Annotated in this window: 20 protein-coding genes; 16 read left to right on the top strand and 4 right to left on the bottom strand. The window is 50.9% G+C overall.

Annotated features, from left to right (window positions below):
• Positions 1-2: 2 nt before the first annotated feature.
• Genes AC6I8X_RS22900 through AC6I8X_RS22885 form a run of 4 tightly spaced genes read left to right on the top strand, consistent with a single transcriptional unit; the run spans position 3 to position 7,507 of the window.
• The gene (locus tag AC6I8X_RS22900) at positions 3-2,507 is read left to right on the top strand and encodes a hypothetical protein (protein ID WP_497841216.1); all 2,505 of its coding nucleotides are present in this window, start codon (positions 3-5) and stop codon (positions 2,505-2,507) included.
• A complete protein-coding gene (locus AC6I8X_RS22895) occupies positions 2,507-4,396 on the top strand; it encodes a hypothetical protein (RefSeq protein WP_497841215.1) in 1,890 nt (629 codons plus the stop codon). Before AC6I8X_RS22900 ends, AC6I8X_RS22895 begins: the two co-directional genes overlap by 1 nt.
• Positions 4,396-7,125, top strand: coding sequence for a hypothetical protein (locus AC6I8X_RS22890; protein ID WP_497841214.1), 2,730 nt, complete (start codon positions 4,396-4,398; stop codon positions 7,123-7,125). Before AC6I8X_RS22895 ends, AC6I8X_RS22890 begins: the two co-directional genes overlap by 1 nt.
• Positions 7,126-7,138: 13 nt before the next feature.
• A complete protein-coding gene (locus AC6I8X_RS22885; RefSeq protein WP_497841213.1) occupies positions 7,139-7,507 on the top strand; it encodes a hypothetical protein in 369 nt (122 codons plus the stop codon).
• Positions 7,508-8,347: 840 nt separating this feature from the next.
• Here the strand turns inward: AC6I8X_RS22885 and AC6I8X_RS22880 are convergent.
• Entirely contained in the window at positions 8,348-8,608 is a 261-nt protein-coding gene (locus AC6I8X_RS22880; protein WP_497841212.1) for a hypothetical protein, read from the bottom strand.
• 177 nt (positions 8,609-8,785) lie between these two features.
• Here AC6I8X_RS22880 and AC6I8X_RS22875 point away from each other — a divergent pair, with 177 nt between their 5' ends.
• The 9 genes from AC6I8X_RS22875 to AC6I8X_RS22835 all read left to right on the top strand — a co-directional run bounded on the left by AC6I8X_RS22875 (position 8,786) and on the right by AC6I8X_RS22835 (position 16,702).
• Positions 8,786-11,248, top strand: coding sequence for a right-handed parallel beta-helix repeat-containing protein (locus AC6I8X_RS22875; RefSeq protein ID WP_497841211.1), 2,463 nt, complete (start codon positions 8,786-8,788; stop codon positions 11,246-11,248).
• 9 nt (positions 11,249-11,257) lie between these two features.
• The gene (locus AC6I8X_RS22870; protein ID WP_497841210.1) at positions 11,258-11,506 is read left to right on the top strand and encodes a hypothetical protein; all 249 of its coding nucleotides are present in this window, start codon (positions 11,258-11,260) and stop codon (positions 11,504-11,506) included.
• A 130-nt stretch (positions 11,507-11,636) separates the two neighbouring features.
• Positions 11,637-12,050 (top strand): putative holin, encoded by a 414-nt coding sequence (locus tag AC6I8X_RS22865; protein ID WP_497841209.1) that lies wholly within the window; start codon positions 11,637-11,639, stop codon positions 12,048-12,050.
• The gene (locus tag AC6I8X_RS22860) at positions 12,034-12,339 is read left to right on the top strand and encodes a phage holin family protein (protein ID WP_497841208.1); all 306 of its coding nucleotides are present in this window, start codon (positions 12,034-12,036) and stop codon (positions 12,337-12,339) included. Before AC6I8X_RS22865 ends, AC6I8X_RS22860 begins: the two co-directional genes overlap by 17 nt.
• Positions 12,326-12,811 carry a glycoside hydrolase family 24 protein gene (locus AC6I8X_RS22855; protein WP_497841207.1) on the top strand — a complete coding sequence of 162 codons (486 nt, stop codon included), beginning with the start codon at positions 12,326-12,328 and terminating at the stop codon, positions 12,809-12,811. Before AC6I8X_RS22860 ends, AC6I8X_RS22855 begins: the two co-directional genes overlap by 14 nt.
• Entirely contained in the window at positions 12,808-13,359 is a 552-nt protein-coding gene (locus AC6I8X_RS22850) for a DUF2514 family protein (RefSeq protein ID WP_497841206.1), read from the top strand. The genes AC6I8X_RS22855 and AC6I8X_RS22850 overlap by 4 nt, the downstream gene beginning before the upstream one ends.
• Before the next feature lie 94 nt (positions 13,360-13,453).
• On the top strand, positions 13,454-14,695 hold the full coding sequence (locus AC6I8X_RS22845) for a nucleoside permease (RefSeq protein ID WP_497841205.1): 1,242 nt from the start codon (positions 13,454-13,456) through the stop codon (positions 14,693-14,695).
• Positions 14,696-14,712: 17 nt separating this feature from the next.
• Positions 14,713-15,735: an ADP-ribosylglycohydrolase family protein gene (locus AC6I8X_RS22840; RefSeq protein WP_313683205.1), complete on the top strand. Its 1,023-nt coding sequence runs from the start codon at positions 14,713-14,715 to the stop codon at positions 15,733-15,735.
• The gene (locus tag AC6I8X_RS22835) at positions 15,722-16,702 is read left to right on the top strand and encodes a PfkB family carbohydrate kinase (RefSeq protein ID WP_497841204.1); all 981 of its coding nucleotides are present in this window, start codon (positions 15,722-15,724) and stop codon (positions 16,700-16,702) included. Before AC6I8X_RS22840 ends, AC6I8X_RS22835 begins: the two co-directional genes overlap by 14 nt.
• Here the strand turns inward: AC6I8X_RS22835 and AC6I8X_RS22830 are convergent.
• Positions 16,689-17,432, bottom strand: coding sequence for a GntR family transcriptional regulator (locus AC6I8X_RS22830; RefSeq protein ID WP_497841203.1), 744 nt, complete (start codon positions 17,430-17,432; stop codon positions 16,689-16,691). The genes AC6I8X_RS22835 and AC6I8X_RS22830 overlap by 14 nt on opposite strands.
• 153 nt (positions 17,433-17,585) lie before the next feature.
• A complete protein-coding gene (locus AC6I8X_RS22825) occupies positions 17,586-17,801 on the bottom strand; it encodes a hypothetical protein (protein ID WP_299450491.1) in 216 nt (71 codons plus the stop codon).
• A 1,021-nt stretch (positions 17,802-18,822) separates the two neighbouring features.
• Here AC6I8X_RS22825 and AC6I8X_RS22820 point away from each other — a divergent pair.
• The 3 genes from AC6I8X_RS22820 to AC6I8X_RS22810 all read left to right on the top strand — a co-directional run bounded on the left by AC6I8X_RS22820 (position 18,823) and on the right by AC6I8X_RS22810 (position 21,753).
• On the top strand, positions 18,823-21,135 hold the full coding sequence (locus tag AC6I8X_RS22820; protein WP_497841202.1) for a pyocin-S2/colicin E7-DNase domain-containing protein: 2,313 nt from the start codon (positions 18,823-18,825) through the stop codon (positions 21,133-21,135).
• Positions 21,136-21,143: 8 nt separating this feature from the next.
• Complete coding sequence (locus AC6I8X_RS22815) at positions 21,144-21,395, top strand: bacteriocin immunity protein (protein ID WP_299450497.1); 252 nt, start codon at positions 21,144-21,146, stop codon at positions 21,393-21,395.
• Positions 21,396-21,504: 109 nt separating this feature from the next.
• Complete coding sequence (locus AC6I8X_RS22810; RefSeq protein ID WP_299450499.1) at positions 21,505-21,753, top strand: bacteriocin immunity protein; 249 nt, start codon at positions 21,505-21,507, stop codon at positions 21,751-21,753.
• Between the two features lie 13 nt (positions 21,754-21,766).
• Here AC6I8X_RS22810 and AC6I8X_RS22805 read toward each other — a convergent pair whose 3' ends face one another.
• A complete protein-coding gene (locus AC6I8X_RS22805; RefSeq protein ID WP_497841201.1) occupies positions 21,767-22,969 on the bottom strand; it encodes an MFS transporter in 1,203 nt (400 codons plus the stop codon).
• Positions 22,970-23,044: the final 75 nt, after the last annotated feature.

Below are 23,044 nucleotides of genomic sequence, written 5' to 3'. Positions count from 1 at the left end.
GAATGCCAACAGTACCATTAAGTCAGCGTCAAACTGTCGATCAGGGATTACCTGCGCCGAATATAAACGTTCAGACCACACCAGAAAACTTTGGCGCTGGTATAGGTGAAGCTGGCATGCGTATTGCTGGTGTCTTTGCACAAGAGCTGCATAAAGCCAATGTTGCACAGACACAGGATGCGTTGCTCCAATTACAATCTTTTGGCAACGATGGCATGACTGATCTGCAATCAAAGCAGGGGAAAAATGCTATTGGTCAGTCTGATACTTATCTTGCTGGTGTGCGGGCAAAAGCTGATGAACTGATGCAGCAGGTTCCTGAGGGAATGCGGCGAGAGTTTATGCAGCAGGTCAATCAGATGGGTATGCAGTTCAAGCGGCAGGCCAGCAGCTATGAAATCGGCCAGGTACGCCAATATGAAGAAGGCCAGTTTAAGGCGCTTCAGCAGTCAACCATTACCAATGCGCAGGGGCAATATAACGATCCGCAGGCTTTCACTGCCACGGTGAAGATGGGTTTCAATGCTATCGATCAGTTTGCCGATGCGCATGGCTGGAGTGATGAGGAACGGGCGAACGCCAAGAATACCCTGAAAGAACAGTCAGCCGATGGCGCTCTTTCGGCAGCGGCCACGCAGAACTATATCGACTTCATTTCGCGTAATGGTGAGCCGGGTGATTCCGATGGAGCGATGCGCGTTCCTTCTTCTGGGGGCAGCACGGGGGATGCCCGAGGGTTACGCAATAACAACCCTGGAAACATAGAGGCAGGCACCAACCCCTGGGAAGGTCAGGACGGCAGTGACGGACGTTTTGCCCGTTTCGTGACGCCTGAGCATGGCATCCGGGCGTTGGGGAAAAACCTGCTGTCGTATGGCAATAAAGGCTTTGATACCGTCAATGAAATCGTCAATCGCTGGGCACCCGCAAAAGATGGCAACGATACTGACGCATATGTGAAAGCGCTGTGCGCAAAGCTGGGTGTAAAGCCTGATGACCAGCTTAACCTTTCAGATATCAATGTGCTTAAAAGTCTGACTTCAGGCATTGTGCAGCATGAAAACGGCAGCATTCCTTACACGTCTGATCAGCTAGATACCGGCGTGCGGGCGGCGCTTGGGCTGACGGCACTTGATACACCAAAACGTTATACCGGGAATCCAGCTTTCGATGCTGCCAGCCCTCAGGCCCAGGGGGCATATCTTCGCGCTGCTAAATCACTGCAAACAGAGGCGCAGACTCAGCTTAAGGCACAATTGACTGACCAGATTTCTGACGCAAAAGCGGCTTATCTGAAAGGTGTTGAGTTCAGTAATCCGCCGACGCAGGGCCAGATGATGGCAGCCTGGGGATATCGTGAAGGCAATCAGCGCTTCACTGATCTGGAAAATCAACGTGTCGCTGGACAGTACATCGGTTCTTTCCGGAACATGCCAACGGCCAGTATTCAGCAGTATGTTTCAGGCCTTAAAGATCAGTTAGGAAACGGGGAAGGATTTTCCGGCAGGGCAGATGCATATGACCACGTCGAGGCCGCAGCCAAACAGGTGATTAGTCTTCGTGAGTCCAATCCTTACCAGGCAGCAGTCGATCTTGGCGCATACAAACCAATCAGCTCGGCCAATCCTGCCGATATCACAGCGGAAATTAAAACCCGTTCCGCTTCTGCTGACAGACTGAAACAACTGGGTATCAACGCGCCGATCCTTTCAACGCAGGAAGCGTCATCCCTGAGTAACCGGGTTCGTGGCACCACAGACGTGAATCAGTCGATCAACCTTCTTCAGAACTTTGGAAATAATCTTCCTCCTCAGGCGCTCCGAAGTGTTGCCGCAACTATAGCCCCTGACAGCGCTGCAACGGCGTATTCTGCGCTTATTCTCGGCACCCCTGATAATCAGTATGACAACCGTCAGCCCGTCATCCCATACAGCCAGTTCGTTTCCTACAAGCCGACTATGGACAAATATGATGTGGCGAAAACTATCCTTCAGGGTGATCAGCTGATTAATCCGACAAAAGCGCAGAAAGACGCAGGTATCACGGCGGTTAAATTGCCTTCGGATGACAAGCTGAAACAGAGCTTTGACGATGCTGTTGGCGCTTCTTTCTCGCATAACCCTCAGGCTCGGCAGATGGCCTGGTCGATATTCAAATCAGCTTATGCTGGCCTGGCGTACACCAATGGCGATAACGATGGTATTAACACCAAAGTGGTGGACAGCGATATTGCTGATAAAGCTGTGCAGATGGCAACCGGCGGTGTGCTGAAGGGCTTCAATGGTGGTGATGTTGTGATGCCATTTGGAATGGATAAAAGCACCTTTAAGGATCGCTACACTTCCGCCGCAGGCGATGCGCTTAAGGCTGCGGGCCTCAATCCGTCCGGACAGGCGAACTTTATACCGGTCAACGTTGGCGACAGCCAGTATCGGCTTGTTACCGGTAGTGGCCGTTGGGCGACAGATCCACGCACCGGTGTGCCAATCACGGTGAGGGTACAGTAATGTCTGACTTATTTTCGCTGGCCCCGGAGGGGCAGGTGTGGGCCGACGCGCAGGCAGCATCAAATCCTGCGCAACCTGATGATTATGATCCTCGCTGGTATGCGGGTGCTGGTTCAGCAGTATTCCGTGGTTTTGCTGAGGGTACCGTAGGGCTGCTGCAAACCGGTGTTGAGGCAGCGAAACTATCTCCAACCTATAGCGCATTGCGTGGGGATATTCCCGACCTAGACCAGGTTGTTGATCAGAATTTCAGTGACATTCAAAAGGCGCTTAACGAAGCGCGTAATGCAGTAAAGCCCGCACCAAACAGCCAGGGTATTGCTGCTGATGTACTCGAGGGATTAGGCCGGTTTGCTCCGGCAATGGGCGCCACTGTTGCAGCTGGTCCCGTAGCAGGTGGAGCGGTTGCCTTTGGTAGCAGCTTTGAATCCACGCGTCAGGACTTTCTGGCGAAAGGTGTGGATGCTGACACAGCCGGAACTCTGGCACTTGAGCAGGCTGGTTCTGATGCTCTGGGGATGGCACTTCCGGCAGGTGTCGGCGGCAGGCTGGCAACCCGCCTGCTGTCCGGGATCGGGATCAACACCGGTTTTGGCGCTGCTAACCGCTTTGCCCTGGGCGAGACGCTTGAGGAAAACGGTTATGATGACCTGGCGAAACAATATCGCGTCTGGGATAAACAGGCGCTGCTGGTTGATGGTGTCTTGGGAGCCGCGTTCGGTGGCCTGCATCACCTCACCTCACCACGAGCTGATACTCCTCTTGCCGATCCTGCACCTGTCGTTTCTGATGGCTCAACACCTGAATCGCCTGATACATCTACATCACCCGACGCAGCCACAACGGCACCTCTGACAGAACCAGAATCAACGATATCTCTTCAGGCAGATTCAGGTGAACCAACTGTGACCTATGAATCAAAACTGGCAGAGCTTCAGGGGCTGGCAGCTCAGGTTATGAATCGTGGTGACAGAAAGAAGTTGGCGCAGGAGATTCATGATCTTCAGTATCAGCTTGACCAGGCCACATCCCAGATGCAGGAGATAAAGAACACCCCAATTGCCGGAAGTGGTAAAGCCCTTTCGAGTGCTCGCGCACAGCGTACCGCGAAGGTTAATGAACTAGATTTACGAATGGGCCAGCTTAAAGAACAGATTGATCTGCGCGGTGCCACGCTGGCAGATAGCAGCCCAGGGGGCCGATTTTATGATGCTCGCTCTGACCTGTCACGACTGCAGCAGGGAATTATCCCGGAAAGCATGCGCGGATTGGTGCCGGAAACCGGCGTCAGGCCAAGTGATGTGGATGCCGCTCATGTCCTGAATGAGGGCCTGCATTACGATATTGAATCCTCGCCCGTGGTTCATGGGAATGAGGCCAGCATAAACAGCCATGTTGCAGCTATGGATCAGGCGTCAAGGCAGCTTATGGATGGTGAGCCTGTGAATGTTTCCGAGCAGATTCGTGGTCTGGATGGGATTGTCAGACATGACGCTATTACCGATGGTGAAGCACAGCGTGCTGGCATTGCAGATATTTACCGGGAAAACGGTATCCCGGAGACAGTGAGCGACGTTCCTGCACAAAATCCCCCACCGGTTCGGAATGGCAGTGCTTTCGGAAAAGACCGACAGGGCGAGTCATCATCACCTGAGCAAATCAGCACAAATCCGGATACAGGTGAGGCTCTATCTTCCAACAGTTTTGACCTGATGGCTGCGCGTGACATGTCACAGCTGAATCCAGACATCATGGTTTCACACCCCGATACTGGCGAGCAGGTCACCCTTTCCCAGGCACTCGCCGATCTTGATAACCAGATTGCCACTGCACAGAAAGAATCGAACGTTTATAGCGTTGCTGCTACCTGCTTCCTGAGGAATTCATAATGAAACAAGCCTGTGTTGACGCTATCACTCAGACGCTGGGTCGCCAGCCAAAAGCTGATGAACTGAAGAACATAGAGAACCGGCTCCGAGCCTCAGTGCGTCAGGTGTCTCGTATGAACGCAAGGGATGGCAGAGGCGGCATTCCCGATGCTGAGACTTACCGGCTTGCTGCTGAATTGGAGGCCCAGCGTGTCGTTCATGATGTATTCAAAAAGCGCCAGCGCCTGGCACAGAACGCCATCGCTATTAACAATGTCACCGAAACGCTAAACAACAATATCCCAACAGATGAACAGACACCGAAAAATTTGGCACAGTTCATCTTCGCTGGCCGGAAAGTATTTGGTGGAAAAGATATCGATGTGGTCTCTGCAGAGGAACTGGCAACCGGAGCTTATCAGGACTGGACTCGCCAGTTAATCGCAGAAATTACGGCAGCCGGCGGCGATGTGCAGAAGTTCTTCAACGTATTTGATCCACGGATGGGTAGGTCATATCAGTTGCAGCTCCTGAAAGAGATTTACGGTGAGGATACCGGAAACGCCGCGGCAAAAAAGGTGGCTAAGATCTGGAGTGACGTTACAACCCGTGCACGCCAGGAGATGAACGATAACGGATTTGACATTGGTCTGCGTGATGACTGGCATCTTCCTTATGTTGATGACGCCGACCTTATACGTGCAGCAGGTAGAGAGGAATGGCTGGCAACACTTCCGGTTGCCGAACGTATCCAGGCTCGTATTTCTGGTCGCATGCCTCCGGGTGATTGGGCGCGTCGCAAATGGGTAGATGATATTTATAACACCCAGGATCGCACCCAGTTTGTGAACCCTGATGGTACGCCGATGAATGATGTTGAATTCCGGGAAGCCTTGGAACACATCTATGAAAGCAAGGCAACAGATGGCGCTCAGAAGCAGGAACCTGGTGCTTTTTCTGGTACAGGAGGGCTAAAAAACCGTGGTTCTCAAAGCCGGGTATTGGCATTCAAAGACGCTGAAAGCCATTTTGGTTACATGGAGAAATACACTCAACAGCCGGTAGTCAGCGTGATGATGGGGCACCTTCAGGCTGCATCACGTGACCTTGGGGTAGTAAAGGTATTCGGACCTGATGCCGCTACCAACTTTAATCTGATTACCGATCGTGTTTATCAGAAAGCAGTCAGCATTGATGGGGCAGCCCGACCGATAGAGTCGATGAGTAAAGAACGCGAGTTAGTTAAACGCATGTTTGATTCTATGGCCGGGCTAAATGGAGTGAGCAGCACCAGTGTATTTTCCTCGGTGGTGGGTGGATTGCGCAATCTGATGACATCCGCAATGCTAGGCTCCAGTGTTATTACAGCAACCTCTGACCAGGCAGTTATGCGCGCCGCTGCCCAAGCGCTGGGTTTCGACCGTAACGGCATGCGACTGTCAGCAAATACCCTGCGTAACCTGTTCAGTGGTGATGCAAAACGCGCTAATGCTGAGCTGGGGCTGATGGTAGATGCGCATTCAGCAGTGATTTCGAAGATGGGGGGATTTGATCTGACGCGGGGGATCACCGGCTGGTTTGCAGAGAAAACACTGAAATGGTCAGGACTTATCGCGATGGATCGTGCTAACAAGGCGGCATTCGGACTGCTGATGTATAAAAACATTGGTGAACTGACCCGGCGCTTTTCCACGCTTGACGCACTGAAAGGCTCTGATAAAGCCCTTCTTTCACAGAAGGGCTGGACGCCTCAGGACTGGGCAATTATGGCTGCTGCTGACCTCAGACCGATGACGAGCAGTGGCCACATGGGCATGACACCTGATGCTATCTATGCGGTGCCGGAAGAGAAGATCATTGAAATACTGGCCCCTCAGATAGAGCGTATCCGCGCTGGAGCAGATGAAGCACTGGCAAACCTTGGTGCAATGACTGAATCGCGTTCTGCAAATCTCCGTCAGGCGTATGATGCGGAGGTCGAACAGACAATAACTCGCATGGTCCGTAATGCCCGTGCTGAAGCCGCACAAAAGCTGCTGGGTATCACCCATGGTGAAATGACACAGGCAATCACCACGGCAACGGGCATTGATACTTATGCACGCGATCAGGGGGGGGACCTGCTTAAAAGTTTCATGCTTTTTAAAACAACACCTTTTGCAGGTTTTCGGCAGATGGTCACCCGCGCTCAGGATCTGGAACGGGTACCAGCACTGAAATATCTTGCTGCCTATATCGGCGGGACTGTGCTTACTGGCATGTTCGCAAACCAGATGAATGCATTGCTTTCAGGTAATGACCCGATTGATATGACAAAACCAGGCGCATGGGTTGGGGCAATGCTGAAGGGGGGTGGATTTGGTATCTATGGTGACTTCCTGTTCCAGGACCATACACAATATGGTTCCAGCATCGCGGCAACGCTTGGTGGTCCCAGTCTTGGCCTTGCCGAATCACTGATGAAGTTGCTTATAACCAACCCACAGAAGGCACTGCAGGGAGAAGATACGACGTTTGGCGCAGATGCAATTAAGACTGCACGGATGATTACACCCTTCGCTAACCTGTGGTATACAAAGGCGGTTACGAACCATTTAATACTGCAGCAGTTACAGGAAATGGCTAACCCAGGCTACAACGACCGGGTACGTGATCGTGCGGAAAGTCAGTTCGATGTGACCAGTTGGTGGAATCCAGGCGATGCGGCACCGCGCCGTGCTCCTGATTTTGAAAAATCTATAGGACAATAAAATGATAAGAGTGATGATTATTGCTCTCGGTTTTTTACTGGCTGGATGCCAAACCGAAGCGAATTTTAAACAGGCAATGGATAGCTGGATTGGTAGTGATGCGCAGAGCCTTGTGAATCAATGGGGATATCCTGCGTCCACGATGACTGCACCGAATGGAAATGAAGTATACGTATATTCGAATAATGGAAGTGTATACGTACCTCAGACAACAACTTATAACACGACAGCAAATGCTTACGGCAATTCGCTTTATGCCACTACTACAGGTTATACGTCTGGCGGATACAACCTTAACTTCTCATGTAATATATTCGTGGAAGTTAATAGCGATAAGAAAGTGGAAAGAATTACTTGGCGGGGAAATAATTGCGTCAAGTGATTGTCTTTTATGGTTAAAAAGCCCGTTTTTCGGGCTTTAATTTTTATATTTATTTCCAGTTCTCGCATCCCAGCAAGTTTTACACCATGACATTAATCCATCAGGGTTGTTTGCATTTTTATAATAACTCGTGCGTTTCCTGCGTATCTCACACATGGGGCACCATTTTGTATGTCGAGTATTTTTGGGACCATCCAGGCAGTGTGAGCACCAGGTAGTATAACCATCATGGTGTGACTTACTGGAACGGCGAAACCTATCTAGTGACAGATTTCGACTGCAACGCGTGCACACCTTGGTTACTGGTGATGTTGACTGATTGGGTGTGGTTATTGATTTTTCCTGATTAGCATCGATCACAGCTGGCCTGTTGACCGTGACGGGTGCTATTGATTGGGCCGGGCTTTTCCGTGGGACTGATACCACAGGTGGATTGACTCTGGAGTCCATCATTTTTTTGAGTGTATCAGCAGAGATAGCTTCAGTGTTTTTAACCGATTGCTGTCCGTACTCCGTTCTGGTGCTCGTGTGAGTGGTGTCTGTTTCAATGGTTACCTTTCCGTTAGGTGTATCAATGGTGTGGCTTCCGCGAATCCGTGTTTCTGTGCGAGTGCGTGATTTATTCTGGCTTATCAGATAAATAATAATCACCACAACCCCAATGACTACCAAGAAAATTTCCATATTTTACCCCTGACAATTAAATCTCATGGGGAAAAATGGTAGTGCCGGGGGCATCGTGTATCCAGTGAAACAATGGAGCATTTGTCCTAAAATAAACAAAACATGATTACCAAATGAGTAATCATTTTATTGTTTCATTATTTTTGATTAATAATTTCATGCCCTTTTAGCACAACTGAGCAAATATTCGAGGTGTGTGATCATGTCATTCTTAACTTTTCGTGAATCACGGACGTAATTAAGAAGGGCGTTAACTTCATCACGCGCACCGCCTACATTGTGACCGCGCATTTCCAGTTCTTCCAGAAGCCGGATTATTTTTGAGTCGCTATCCAGTGTTTTAAGTCCATCATCGCTATACAGTTTCTCCGTATATGCATCACTGCCAGGGTAATGATAAGTACCGGTTTCTTTCATCGTGATCGCCCTCCTGAATAGACTGTATATTTATCCAGTTATTCGCGCAAGTTTTTGGTTGCAGATGTAAGAAAAAATTATTGACGCTGTAGCCAGAAAGTGCAATTACCAAATACCCACATGTGGCATTAATGCGGTAGACTTGTCGTTAATTTCAACGTCTGGAGCCTGCCAAAAATGACAGTGTCATCAGTGGTCAACCACGAACAATATACCGGGAATGGAGTTACCACCGTTTTCCAGTACCGTTTTCGCGTTCTCAGCGCCAGCCACCTTATCGTCACAGTGATGGATACTGCTGAGAATATCACCTCACTGGTGCTTGGCACCGACTACACGGTGACAGGGGTAGGCGTTGTCAATGGCGGCAATGTCGTATTAACAAATCCTCTGGCTGACGAGTGGCAGATATCCATAGACCGTTCACCACCTGCAGTGCAGGAGACTGACCTGAGGAATCAGGGGAATTTTTTTGCGGAAGTCCATGAGGATGCCTTTGACTACCTGACCATGCTGGTGCAGCGTGCCCTGTCTATTTTCTCTCTGGCGCTTCAGAAGCCATCCTGGCTGGCAAAATACTACGATGCCAAGAGTAACCGGATTGCCAATCTGGCAAATCCTGTAAATGCGCAAGATGCCACCACCAAAAATTACGTTGATGCATCAGATGCTGTTCTGTCTCAGCAGGCGGCGGCAAACTTTCAGCGCACGCTCAGGGTCCCTGAGTCATTCATCAATCTGGTTCCGTCGCTTGCTGCACGCCGAAACTCAGCATTAGGGTTTAATAGCAGTGGAGACCCGGTCCCTTTATTCGGTATGACGGCGACTGCTGATCTGGCGCTGAAACTTGCCTCTCATGAGGTTGGTCTTGGAGCCTCCCTGATCGGATTGTCAGGTGGAAAAACGGTTCAGGGTTTTGTTAATTCAATTGAACTTTATGCGTCTGATTACGGTTTCACTGGCTCTGGTGACGAAACAGCGAAGTGGAAGCTGTTTTGTCAGGAGCCGCGAAGCAAGGTTCTGGATGTTTCAATCGGGGTTTCTGGTGAGGGCATCCTCTCTGATAATACCAACCTAAGGGGCATCCACGGATGCGGGTTTACACTAACCGCTGATGTTACAGGAACGACTGTCTCAGGTTCAGAATCGCATTTTCTGGTGGCAGGTAAGAATAGTGTCATCAGGGATATCTGGGCTTCTGGTGTTGACGGCCAGTTTTACAATGGAGCAGGTATTCTTGTTTCTGGAACCTCAGGAGTTCAGTTAATAAACTGCCGTTCTTACTACACATCTGGAATCCCGATTAAATTTTACAAGTCACAAAAATGCAAAGCGATATTGTGTGATGCTGTCTCTGCACGCCATGGCGGAATGGGATGGTTGTGTGATGACATCGAGGTTTCATCATGCCAGGTAAATCGCATGTCACATCCGACCCTCAATGCCGGAGGTGGATGGTGGTTTGCTGCCTGTACCAACGTAAAAGTGCATGACTGCATAATTTCTGACTGTACGGATGTGGGGGTAGACTTCGAAGGCGGTAATAAATGTGAATCCTACAATAACACGCTTATACGCTGCCGTAATGGTGAGCTGGCGGTTTTTGCGACTGGCACGGAAACTGAGTTACAAACCGCTGGTATTGTAATGGGCCACATTACACACCGTGATAACACGGTGTATCGTTATTCGTATTGCTATGACCGTTCAGGGAATCAGGTGACCAATTCTCTGACGGATACCGCAGGTGAAATGGTTTTTGGCGGTCTGGATTTAGTGCAGGATGGTCCAATCACTTTTGAAAGAAATAAAGTATATGTTGTCGAATCCACTGGAAATTCTCTTTTCTGCCACCGCAGCCGAACCAGCAACGCGTCAGGAACTGCAAGAATAATTCAGAATGAATGTGAGTATGAAACACGCTCAGGAAAAGCGATCCTGTTCTATGACCGGCAGGATCGGGAATTAAATAACTGTAAAATTAAATATCTAGGCTCAGCCGCTGTTGTGGGAGTTGGTGAGTTACGTGATTTAAGGAGTTTTAAGTCCGTAGGCCTGGATGTTGATGTGGATTTGTCGGCTACAGTATCCAGCTATGTACTTGTTATTAATAATTCTCAGGCGGTCACCATTGGTAAGCTTGAGCTTGATTCATGGAAGTTGCGCGGCCCTGATGGGGCGGTGTTGCTTCGCATAGACCAGACATTTACTCCACGCACTGTGATACTCAACAATATGGATTTGCCTGATTTTGTCGGAACGGATCCGGCAGTTTGGCCTGTCACTATTGGTGCAGGTAAAATTTACTGGAAAAACCAAAAATTAAGAATATTAAATACATCAGGAGGGGATTTAAGTTTTGCTACCGGTATTTTATATCAATCTGATTTTGACGCTATCAATTGTCATACTACCCTGATGCTGGCTTCAAAGAAAAAGGCAGTATACCGCTTTGCTTTAAAATGCGATGCATCTGACTCTATGTACCTGACAACAATTGATTCTGGTGGCGCTGCTAATACTGGGCTGTGGCCAAATCCTATTTGCTATGCAACATTCATTGGAAATTCTGTAAGGTTTAATAATAGCGGGTCTGATACATTATCAGTAGTCATTGAGCTTAATCTCAACTCTATGTAGGAGTTATTTATGTCAACATTAACAGCTAATCCAGAGTATAATATTTACTCAGCTATAAAAGATAAATCTGTAATATTTATATTAGAGAGACTTTCAGATTCTCTAGTTGTTACAAGTCCTGATTATGGCTATGCAACAGGAAGAATGATTGATAGCTATAAACGCACAATTGACACTTTAGTTTTTGGGGAACTTCCAACAGACATAACGGAAGTGACATATCAGGCCTCTTTCAGTAGTGACCAGTTATCAGAATGACGCTGGGGGAAGAAATCCCTATTTGGTAAGAATTGACCGAAAATTACCTTTAACCCACATGTGCATAATTGTGTATAGTTCCACCATTAACTAAGATGGAGGTGTGCTATGCACTATGCAGGTGATTTTCATGACTGACCCAATATCTGTTACAGGTACATCCGCTGTTATCAGTGGGTTGAGCTGGTCAGCCTGGATGGCTTTCATGTCTGGGGTTCCACCTGAAGTGGTGCTTGGCGCGTTTTCTGGTTCGGTAATTTTTGTTACCGCTGCACAGGAATACCCGCTCAAAAGACGCCTTCTTCTGGCTGTTGTCAGCTTCATTGCCGGGATTCTGGTGTCCCGTCCCGCCGCAGGAATCATCATCGCCATCATTTCAAAATGGGCATCATTCGATCCGGGCGCGGTAGAAGTGAAATCGGCTTATGCCGGTGCCGCGCTGATAATGTCAGTCGTCGCCGTGAAAGGCTTGATGTATCTCTACAGGCGGTCGGGTGATCCTCAGGCAGCACTGAAGAGAGGCGAAGATGATGACAAGTTATGATCTGCTGCAACTGATTAACGGCGTGTTGTGTGGGGTGATTGTTATCCGGCTTTTCACCTTCCGCCGCGAGGATGCCACCCATAAACCAGCTGGCAGCTGGCTCGCCTATACCATCATCGTGATCTGCGCATCCGTTCCTATCCGCATTGTCTATGGCTACCACGTCAGCACTGACTGGGCCGACCTGCTTATCAAAATCCTGCTGTGTGGCGCTGTACTGAAAACGCGCGGCAATGTCATGCAGCTTTTCACTATAGCGAACCGGGGAAAGAAAGATGTCAGAAATTAATGCAGTGAAAGCTGGCGGGAAATCAATTTGTGCATTTCTGGATATGATCGCTTTCAGTGAGGGAACAGATAACGGGAAGCAAAAAACCAATGATCGCGGATATGATGTCATTGTTGGCGGCAGTATCTTTAAAGGTTACTCCGACCATCCCCGTACTTTGATAACGCTTTCGGCATTAGGTATCAAATCTACTGCAGCAGGCCGTTATCAAATTCTTGCCCGATATTTTGATGTATATAAAAAACAACTCAACCTCCCTGATTTTTCTCCCTTATCACAGGATTTAATAGCGATTCAAATGATACGCGAGTGCAAAGCCATTGATGATATCAATGCGGGGAAAATTGAATCAGCAATAAATAAATGCAAGTCACGATGGGCAAGTTTGCCAGGTGCTGGCTATGGCCAGCATGAACACAAAATTGACACACTACTGGCTGCTTACATTAAAGCAGGTGGGATAGCAGCATGATATACGACTTTCTGAAAGCGTACTGGAAGCCTCTGGCTGCTCTGCTCTTTGTTATTGCTGCTTTCTGGTTGGCACATCATCTGGGGTATTCCTCAGGGTATTCTTCTGCTGATGCCACCTGGCAGGATAAGTGGGACAAGCGCGATGTAGCTGACCTTAAAGATGAGAAAGAACAGCGCCAGCGTGCCACAGAACAAAGCAACAGGTTGTCAGCGGCTCAGACGCTTGCGGCCACAAACTATGTCAACGGGGTGAAAGATGGAAAGGCGACTGCTGATCAAACTATTGCCGGTTATCGTGCTGCTAATCTCAGGTTGCAAAAGCGCTTCGACGGGTTACAGTGTGTCTCCAGGTCTTTGTCCTACACTGCCAGCGCCGGATCCGTCCGTGATGCAGCCGGTGACTGTGGACTTTCAGACGCAGATGTCGAGTTTCTTGTTCGCTTCGCCCAGCGTGCCGACGACACGGCCAGACAACTCGCCGCAGCCCAGCAGATCATCAGCAACTGGTGGCTGATTATCAACGGCAAAAACCCGCCTGAAAAATAGTCACTTCCCTCTGGTGACGGTATGCAAGACGGTATGATTATTGATTCACATTAATTAAATCAAACAAATCATATAGTTTACTCATCAGGACATAATGTTTCTCGAATGGTTTATCTGGGGGGCATGGTTTGTGCCGCTCTGGGCCTTTCTTAGCAAAAACGGTTTTACGCCGATGGAGATTGCCTGGTGCTATGCCTGCACCTCCATCGCTGCCATTCTGTCACCGATTCTGGTGGGCTCACTGGCCGACCGCTTCTTCCAGGCGCAGAAGGTGCTGGCGCTGCTGATGATAGCCGGGGCGGTCCTGATGTTCTTCGCCGCGCAGCAGACGCACTTTGCCAGCTTTTTCCCGCTGCTGCTGCTTTATGCGCTGACCTATATGCCGACCATCGCCTTAACCAACAGCATTGCCTTCTCTCATGTCGGCGATGTGGAGCGTGATTACCCCCGCGTGCGTGTGATGGGCACTATTGGCTGGATCGCGTCCGGTATCGCCTGTGGTTTCCTGCCGCCGCTGCTTGGTTTCGGCGATATCTCGGCGAGCAACGTGCCCTTGCTGATCACCGCCGCCAGCTCGCTGGTACTGGGGATTTTCGCGTTGATGCTGCCTGCTACCGAACCTAAGAGCACCGGTAAGTTCAGCCTGCGCGTAGCACTCGGCCTCGATGCGCTACATCTGCTGAAAGATCGCAGCTTCCTCGTATTCTTCGTTTGTTCGTTCCTGTTCAGCATGCCGCTGGCTTTCTATTACATCTTCGCCGAAGGCTACCTGACAGAAGTGGGGCTGCCACACGCAACTGGCTGGATGACGCTCGGCCAGGTTTCGGAAATCTTTTTCCTGCTGGCGCTGCCGTTCTTTATCAAGCGTTTCGGCATCGGCAAAGTGCTGCTGCTGGGGCTGGTGACCGCCGCCTTACGCTATGTGTTCTTTGTGTTTGGCGGCGATCAGAACCTGCTGACTTACGGCCTGCTGTTTATGGGCATCCTGCTGCACGGCGTCAGCTATGACTTCTACTTCATCACCGCCTACATTTACGTGGACAAGAAAGCGCCAGTGGCGATGCGTAACGCGGCACAGGGGCTGATCACGCTGGCTTGTCAGGGTATCGGCAGCCTGCTGGGCTATCGCCTCGGGGGTTATCTGATGCAGGAGATGTTTGCTTACGACAAACCGCAAAATGGTTTGACATTTAACTGGGCCGGGATGTGGATGTTCGGTAGCGTGATGATTGTGATTATCACCCTCGCATTTATCACGCTGTTCCGCGATGGCAAAAAACGCAGTGAAGAATTAACCGCTTTTGATACTTCAGCAACCGCTGAAAGCCATAAATAAGAGAAGTGAAGATGACAATGACACACCAGGAAAAACGGATTTTGGGCGCCTTTTATGGTCAGGCTCTGGGCGATGCAATGGGTATGCCGTCGGAACTTTGGCCGCGCAGCCGCGTGAAACAGCATTTTGGCTGGATCGATCGCTTTCTGCCCGGTCCGGCTGAAAATAACGCCGCCTGCTATTTTGGCCGGGCGGCCTTTACCGACGACACCTCCATGGCGCTGGCGTTGGCTGACGCCATCATCACCCATGATGGTGACATCAATGCGGAAACCATTGGTGCCAATATTTTGCGCTGGGCGGAAGCGTTCGATGCCTTCAATAAAAATGTGCTGGGGCCGACGTCAAAAATCGCACTCAATGCACTGAAGGCCGGTACACCGGTGGCACAGCTGGAAAATAACGGCATGACCAACGGTGCGGCGATGCGTGTTTCACCGCTGGGCTGCCTGTTACCGGCGCGCGACCTGGCTGGCTTTATTGATGCGGTGGCGCTGGCTTCCAGCCCCACGCACAAGTCCGACGTGGCGATTGCCGGTGCCACGGCGATTGCCTGGGCCGTCTCGCGGGCGATTGATGGTGCGAGCTGGGCAACCATTCGCGATGAGTTGCCGTCCATTGCTCGCGCTGCACAGGAGAAGCGTGTGACCACCTTCAGTGCGTCAATTGCCGCGCGTATTGAGCTGGCATTGCAGGTGGTGGCGCAGGGCAGGGGAATCGAATCAACCATGCAGCAGATTTATGATCTGGTGGGCACCGGTACCAGCACCATCGAATCGGTGCCAGCCGCCATTGCAATGGTGGAGCTGGCCGCCTGTGATCCCAACCGGTGTGCCATTCTCTGCGCCAATCTGGGCGGCGATACCGACACCATTGGCGCGATGGCAGTGGCGATTTGTGGGGCATTGCAGGGGATTGAGGCGATCGATCCGGCATTAAAAGCCGAGCTTGATGCGGCCAATAACCTCGATTTCACTCGCTACAGCAGCGCGTTCAGCCGCTTCCGTCAGCAGCGTGAGGCGGCCTATGCTGACGCCTGATTGTCTCGCCCGGCTGACAGCTCGTCTGCCGGTCTGCGTCATCGGTGCGGCGGTGGTTGACGTGATTGCCGATGCTTATTCGCTGCCGCATCGTGGCAGCGATATTGAGTTGCAGCAACAGGGCGTCAATGTGGGGGGGTGTGCCCTGAACGTGGCGATTGCCCTGCATCGTCTCGGTATTCCTTCAGTCAATGCCTTGCCGTTGGGCAAGGGGGTGTGGGCCGGGATTGTGCGCCAGAAGCTGGCAGGATATGGCATCGAAAGTGTGCTCGAAACTGCGTCCGGTGATAACGGCTGGTGCCTGGCGCTGGTGGAACCGGATGGGGAACGTACCTTTCTTTCGGTCAGTGGCGTAGAGAATCAGTGGGACGCGGCGCTGCTCGATGCCTTGCCACAACCGGAGCATCGCTGGATCTATCTGTCGGGGTATCAGCTCACCAGCAAAAGTGGCGAGGTGTTGATTAACTGGCTGGAACGCCAGACGACACCTTATCAGCTGCTGGTAGATTTCGGCCCGCGGCTGGCGGATATCGCGGATGCCGATTTTTCGCGCATCATGGCACTGAAACCACTGATTACAGTGAACAGGCAGGAGGCGGAACTGCTGTGGCGGGAGCGCCTTGATGCAACGGAAACCTTTGATGCGCATAGCCTGCTATCGCGCTGGGAACAACGGTTTGGCAGTGCGATGGTGGTGCGGCTCGACAGTGACGGCGCGGGCTATAGCGATGGGATGACGCAGGGCTGGATTCCGGCACTGGCCACTACCGTGGTAGACACCATTGGCGCAGGCGACAGCCATGCAGGCGGTTTACTGGCCGGGCTGGCTTCCGGCTGGTCACTGGCTGATAGCGTTGCGCTCGGTAATGCAGTCGCGTCTTATGTGGTGTCGCAGCGCGGCGGTGATTGTGCGCCGGACCGCGCGGCGCTGGCGACTTACTGGCAGCAGCGGCTTACTCAGCAATAAACACGTACATATCGCTGCGGCAGTAGCTGATGCTGTACTCCAGCGGATTGCCTTGCGCGTCGAGTGCCAGCTGCTTAATCACCAGCACCGGCACATTGGCGGGCAGGGCGATTTGCTGTTGCAACGCTTCATCCGGCATACGTGCGCTGACGCGGCTCTGGGATTTTACCGGCAGAATTTGCTGCTCACGAAAGTAATCGTACAGCGAGATGCTGATATCATCCGCATCGGCAATCAACTGCGTCGAGACCCAGGATTCCTCCACGGACACCGCCTGCTGATCGACATAGCGAATGCGCTTCAGCTGCCAGACATCGCTGCCGCTGCTCAGGCCCAATTTCTCTGCAATCTCGGCGGTGCAACGAATTTTGCTTTTGTTGATCCACACGGTATCGGGTTTTTTGCCACGCAACACCGCCTGCTGCGAGAGCCCCTTGGGTTCCTTGAGTGAATATTCGAACTGGCTGCAAATTTGCGTGCCATAACCGCGTGAGCGAAATACCACGCCCTCTTTTTCCAGCTCGTCCATTGCTTTACGCACCGTAATGCGCGAGATCCCCAGCGACTGGCTGAACTCGCGCTCACCGGGCAGGATCTCCTCATGGACCAGCATGCCCTCACGCACGGCATCTTTAATCGCGGAAGCAAAGCGCTTGTACAGAGGCGTACGGCTCTCATCCGCCAGGATGGAGGCAAGCCGGGCAAACAGGGAAGTATGTTGATTGGTCATACGCAATCCAGAAAACCGCAGATCGGGCTATGATACTGAAAATTCGATGGCTGCGAAGCGGATTTGCAGTGCTAAAGCGTCGTTATGCGGGTGGAAGGGTGCGGTGTTATCTGACAGGCAGACAAGCCGCACCTGAAGTTTTATGAATATGAATCATTGAGGGCCATTATTATCGCTCATGACCGGTAATTCATCTGCGGATTTATCTTTCCACTTATCGCCGGAATTTGAGCAGTTCGAATCATGATTCTGCCCGATTTGCAGACAGACTTCAGAAGAGTAATTCCCGTAAATCGGGGAGTTGTTCTGACAACCTCCTGTCAGGAATACCATGGATGCAGCAATCGCTAAAAACAAAGTTGGTTTCATATCACACCTGGCCTGTGTATTCAGGTTAACGGGAAGAAAAATGATAGATGTGAGCAGTGTTAATAACGAATTATCTTTGCCGGGATTTAATTAATTTGATGTGATTGACATTATTAATGTCCCGATAATGAGTTTTTTGTGTTGTATCCCTGGTGTAATGAAGTGACTATTTTAAAAATCTATTTATCTTATGAAGATTAATGGAACATATCATTCGGTTAATGCGGCTTCCTTATAAGGACGAGTCTGCATATCCTGGACATCAATCTGGATTTGACGGATAATGTTAGCGTTCGTCTGCCGTGCGAAAGCATACACCCTTCTCTAAGTGATGATCTTAATATCACTTCCCCATCGGCTTCGAGCACTTTCTTTTTAACTTTAAAGGTAAGTTGAGAAAGGTTGTTCTGCGATGTCACCGCTTCTCTACCGGGCCAGACGTGTTCGATAACCAGATTGGCAGGGACTAGCCTTCCTTTGTGTTGGGCAAGCAGACAATAATAAGAAAATTCCATCTTTGTCATTAATAACTCCTTCCGTTTGAAGTAAATTGATTTACAATAATCATCAATGATTATAAACACATTTTTCTCCTTTAGCGGACGCACATTTGTCCCGCTGTGTAAAGTACGATCTCCTGACCGGATGCGCAATGGACCCTCACTTTAATAATTCACTTATTTGACATGTTGGTAGTATCAAGATGTTGACATTGTTTGTGATGTGCATCCGCTAAAACTTACGACATCTACTAATTAATTTCCTCGGTTGTTCTTCTGATTAATCACCTTACTCTTTTGGGTAATGAAATTAACCGATGTGATTTTTTATTATCAAAACCACTGCGGCATGATAATTATATTATTGATTGCTTATTTTAATTTTTCCTTATTGTGAGGGTTGTTTTTCTATCCAATGATATTCAACGCAACTTTTCATCCGTAATTTAAAGATGGCGGATGTGGATGCTGCAGGTGTGAATAAATCACTTTGAGATAATCTTAATTTAAGAGGATATTTTATGGGTAATGGATTTGATAACGCCCACAACAATCAATTCGGTGATGGCGATCGCGGGCCAACCGGCGGTGTTAATACGGGTGGCGGTAACGCCGGGTCTGGAAATGCGGGTGACAGGGGCTATGGCTATTGGTCATATAATCCTGGTACACCTGAGATGATCATGGTCAATGGTGAACAACGCATTCAAATAACCGGTGGCTGGAGTTGGGTCAGTGATGATCATCTTCACTGGTCTGACGGTAATGAAGGCGGTAGTAGTAATGACAACTTACGCACTAACGTCACAGCAAAAGTCCCTTCCGGTTATCGTGCTGCGGTCGATGGTTATATCTATATGGTATCCGTGGACGGTAATGACGATATCGTCAACGTCAGCCTCTATTCTCGTCCACTGAATTCCAGCCGACAGGAATGGATGAAAGGAGAATCCGCACGTCAGGAGCAGGCGAAAACACTGGCTCAGGAACAGATTAACCTGAAGAAAGCGATGGAGGCGGAAGCTGCACGTAAAGCAGCAGAAGCAGCCGCTGCCGCAGAGGCACAGCGGCAGGCCGAAGAAGAGGAAAGACGTCGTCAGGCTGAGTGGGACGCCGCACATCCCGTCGAAGCTGCGCAGCGGGATGTTAACAACGCATCAGCCGCCGCAACTGCCGCCAGCAACCAAATCAACGCTGATAATGCACAGATCAACAGCAACAATGCGGAGATCAACGCGCGTCAACCCAGATTGGATCAGCTGAATGGCGAAATTGCCCAGTTGCGTGAAGTCTGGGCTTCGATGATGAAGGCGGGTGATACGGTCCGCGCTAATCAGTTCCATAAAGCGCAGATTGATCCGCGACTCAATGAAAGGGAGCCGCTGCAAAGTGCCGTTGAGTCCTTTCAGGCGCAAAATAACGCGTTAAGTCAGGATGTTGCCAACCAGACGGCAACGCTTAACAGCGCTAATCAGCAGTTGCAGGAGGCGCAAAGCCGTTTGCAACAGGCACAGGCTGATGCGGAAGCTAAGCGTCAGGAAGAACTCGCCCGGCAGGCCGCCGAGGAAGCGCGTGTTCAGGCCGAGCGCGAGGCGGCAGAACGTGCCAGAGCCGAAGCGGAGGCACGAGCACAGGCAGAGGCCGAAGCCTCGTCTAAAGCAGCTGCGCTTGAAGCCGCACGCTCTAAACTCGAAGAACCCAATGTTTTTGGTTTTGCTGGATTTCCGGCTGCTGCTGCTGCGGTTGCCCCCCTGACGTTTGCTGAAACCGGATTGGGTGGTTACGCGCTCGGTGAGGCGGCCGCCGCCGCTGCCTGGGGCACTGTCCGGGCGGTTCTCGCGGATTTGCTCGGTACAGTCCTGGCCGGGAGTGGTGTAGGTGCGCTTATCGCCTCAGTCACCTATATTCCGGGCGCGGGCGAGGGCAGCGACCAGGTGCCGGGCCGTGACGATATCAATATGTTCCTGTCGGCAATGCCCGGTGATGCCATTAACCTGCCTGCAGAGCATGAGTTGCTGGCTGCCGCTGCGGCAGATGGCACGGTTGAGATGTCGGTGCGCGGGCGCGTTTACTTTAGCGATGGCCTGTTAAAAACCTATCTGGTCCGCACGATCAATCCGAGTCGGGTCCGGGTATTGAGCGCGACGGTGGATGCAGTGACGGGCTTATATAGCGTCACAATTCCGGCGGAGAGCGGGCTGCCTTCGCGTACCATTCTGGTCTCGCCAGAAGGTGCACCGGGATATCAGGGATTGCCGCCACTGGCTACGCCCGTGCACAACGAAGCGGTGCCCGATAATACCGGCAACACCGATCCTGGCGCGGCTAGCCCAGCGGTGGAAAGTTTTCCGCAAGCCGATGATCTGGATTTTCGCGACGCTATACTTATCTTCCCGGCAGACTCTGGGCTGGATCCTGCCTACGTCATGCTGCAAAGCGGCCGCGATCTGCCGGGTAAAGTCACAGGAACCGGGGCTGATGTGGAAGGAACATGGTTAGCCGGAGCGAGTGAGGGTTTAGGCTCCCCGGTACCAACACGTATCGCTGATCGGCTGCGCGACCGCGAATTTAGCAGTTTCGATGCGTTTCGTAAGGCGTTTTGGCAGGAGGTGGCAGCAGATCCGGAGCTGGCAGCGCAGTTTACAGCGCAAAATGTTGGCCGTATGAGAAAGGGTTCTGCTCCACGAGTTTCAATGAAAGAGGGTGTTGGCGGTCGTCGCTCCTTTGAGCTTCATCACACTGAACTTATCTCGCTCGGCGGTGAAGTTTATAATGTTGAAAACATTAAGGTAATGACACCAAAACATCATATCAATACCCACTCAAACAAGTAAGGTGCTGCATGGAACTCAAAAATAAATATGAAGATTACACGGAAGCTGAATTCACTCAGCTTGTAACTGAAATCTTTACAGTTGAAGGTAGTGAAGCATATCAGGATGAGCTGCTTGAGAATTTTATTGCAGTATCGGAACATCCGAATGGTTCTGATCTGATTTATTACAATCAAGATGAGAATATTACGCCCAGGAAAGTCGTAGAGGAAATTAAAAACTGGCGCGCGGATAACAATAAATCAAGCTTTAGATCCTGACTTATAAATTTATTCGCTGAAATTTAGGTATGTATGGCCGGAATGTGATTTTCATTCCGGCCCTTTTACTAACAATAAGTAATCTGGTTATGTCGAAAAGGTCTTTAGAATGGAACGGAAAGGAAAACTTCAGGATTATACGGAAATAGAATTTACAAACCTCATCGAAGAAATTTTCTCTGCGGATGGTGGTGAGGAGTATCAGGATTCACTCATTGACCATATATGTGAGATTTCAGGTTATCCTGATTGTAATGACCTCATTTTTTGGAGTGACGATGACTTGACACCGCAGGATATCGTGAATGAAATCAAAACCTGGCGCACAGCCAATAACAAGCCAGGTTTTAAATCCTGATACAGATCGCGAATCACTGGCTGGTCGTCAACTCTCTGCTGGCTGCCGGGAAACCATGATTTCCGGCACGCAGTGCGATGGTGAACGCCGCCAGCAATAGAACGATCAACGCCCAGGGAAAGGATCGGCTACCGACATGTTCCAGCAATAATCCCCCTACCAGACCACCCAGCGCGATAGCGCCGTTCCAGGTCACCACGTTCATGGAAAGCGCGACATCAGCATGTTCACCCGCCGCGTCCGCCAGTGCCGTTTGCAACAGGGTCGCTGCGCCGCCAAACGTCAGGCCCCAGACGCCGATCCCGACCAGCATCACCGCCGGGGATGCTGCTCCGATGGCAAACACCAACGCCACAGCAGCAAACACCGCCAGAGACAGCAACACAGCATTGCGCAGGTGGCTGTCGATAATCCGGCCCGTGATATAAATCCCGCCCAGTGCCGCCAGGCCAAATATCAGCAGGACCACGTCAACCCTCGGGGCTAAACCCGCAGGCGTGATAAACGGAGCGATATAGGTATAAAGAATGTTGTGCGCCAGCATCCAGGTAAGCACCACGCCAAGTACCGAACGGACCCCTGGAATCAACAACACCGCACCGATACGCATTTTTTGCGTGGCTGAGCTGCCCGGATAATCCGGCACCGCCAGCAGGATCCAGCCAATCAACAGCACTGACAACCCCGACATCACCGCAAATGTCAGACGCCATCCCAAAAACGCCCCCATCCAGGTACCCGCCGGTACGCCCAGCGACAGCGCAATCGGCGTGCCGACCATCGCCAGCGCTAAAGCCCGTCCCTGCAAAGAGGGCACCACCATTTTGCGTGCATAGCCTGCCAGCAGGCTCCAGGCGAGTCCGGCGGATGCTCCGGCAAGGAAACGGGCAACCATGATCACTGCAATGTTGTCAGAGATGGCGGTCAGCGTATTAAAAAGCAGAAACCCTCCGACGGTGCTGAGCAATACCAGGCGACGTGACCAGGTGCGGGTCACGATGGTCAGCGGGATGGCCGCCAGCAGGGAACCGGCCGCGTATGCGGTAACCATCTGCCCGGCCAGCGAGGGGGATATATGAAGCCCTCTGCTTATCTCCGGCAGCAACCCGGCGGGAATCGTTTCGGTCAGAATGCAGATAAAACCTGTCATGGCGAGCGCCAGCAGGGCAAGGATGGGCAGGTGCTGGGCCGGTTCAGCCCGATGTTTTTTCTTCATAAATACAGCCTTAGCGGTGATTAATTAATGTATCGATCGGTATATATATTGGGATGGGGTTGCGGCGATTGTCAA

It is taken from the genome of Pantoea sp. X-Soil-TKNS-1280 (assembly GCF_059730475.1).
Note: the sequence above shows the minus strand (reverse complement) of the source record. Positions and strands in the feature narration are given on the sequence as shown.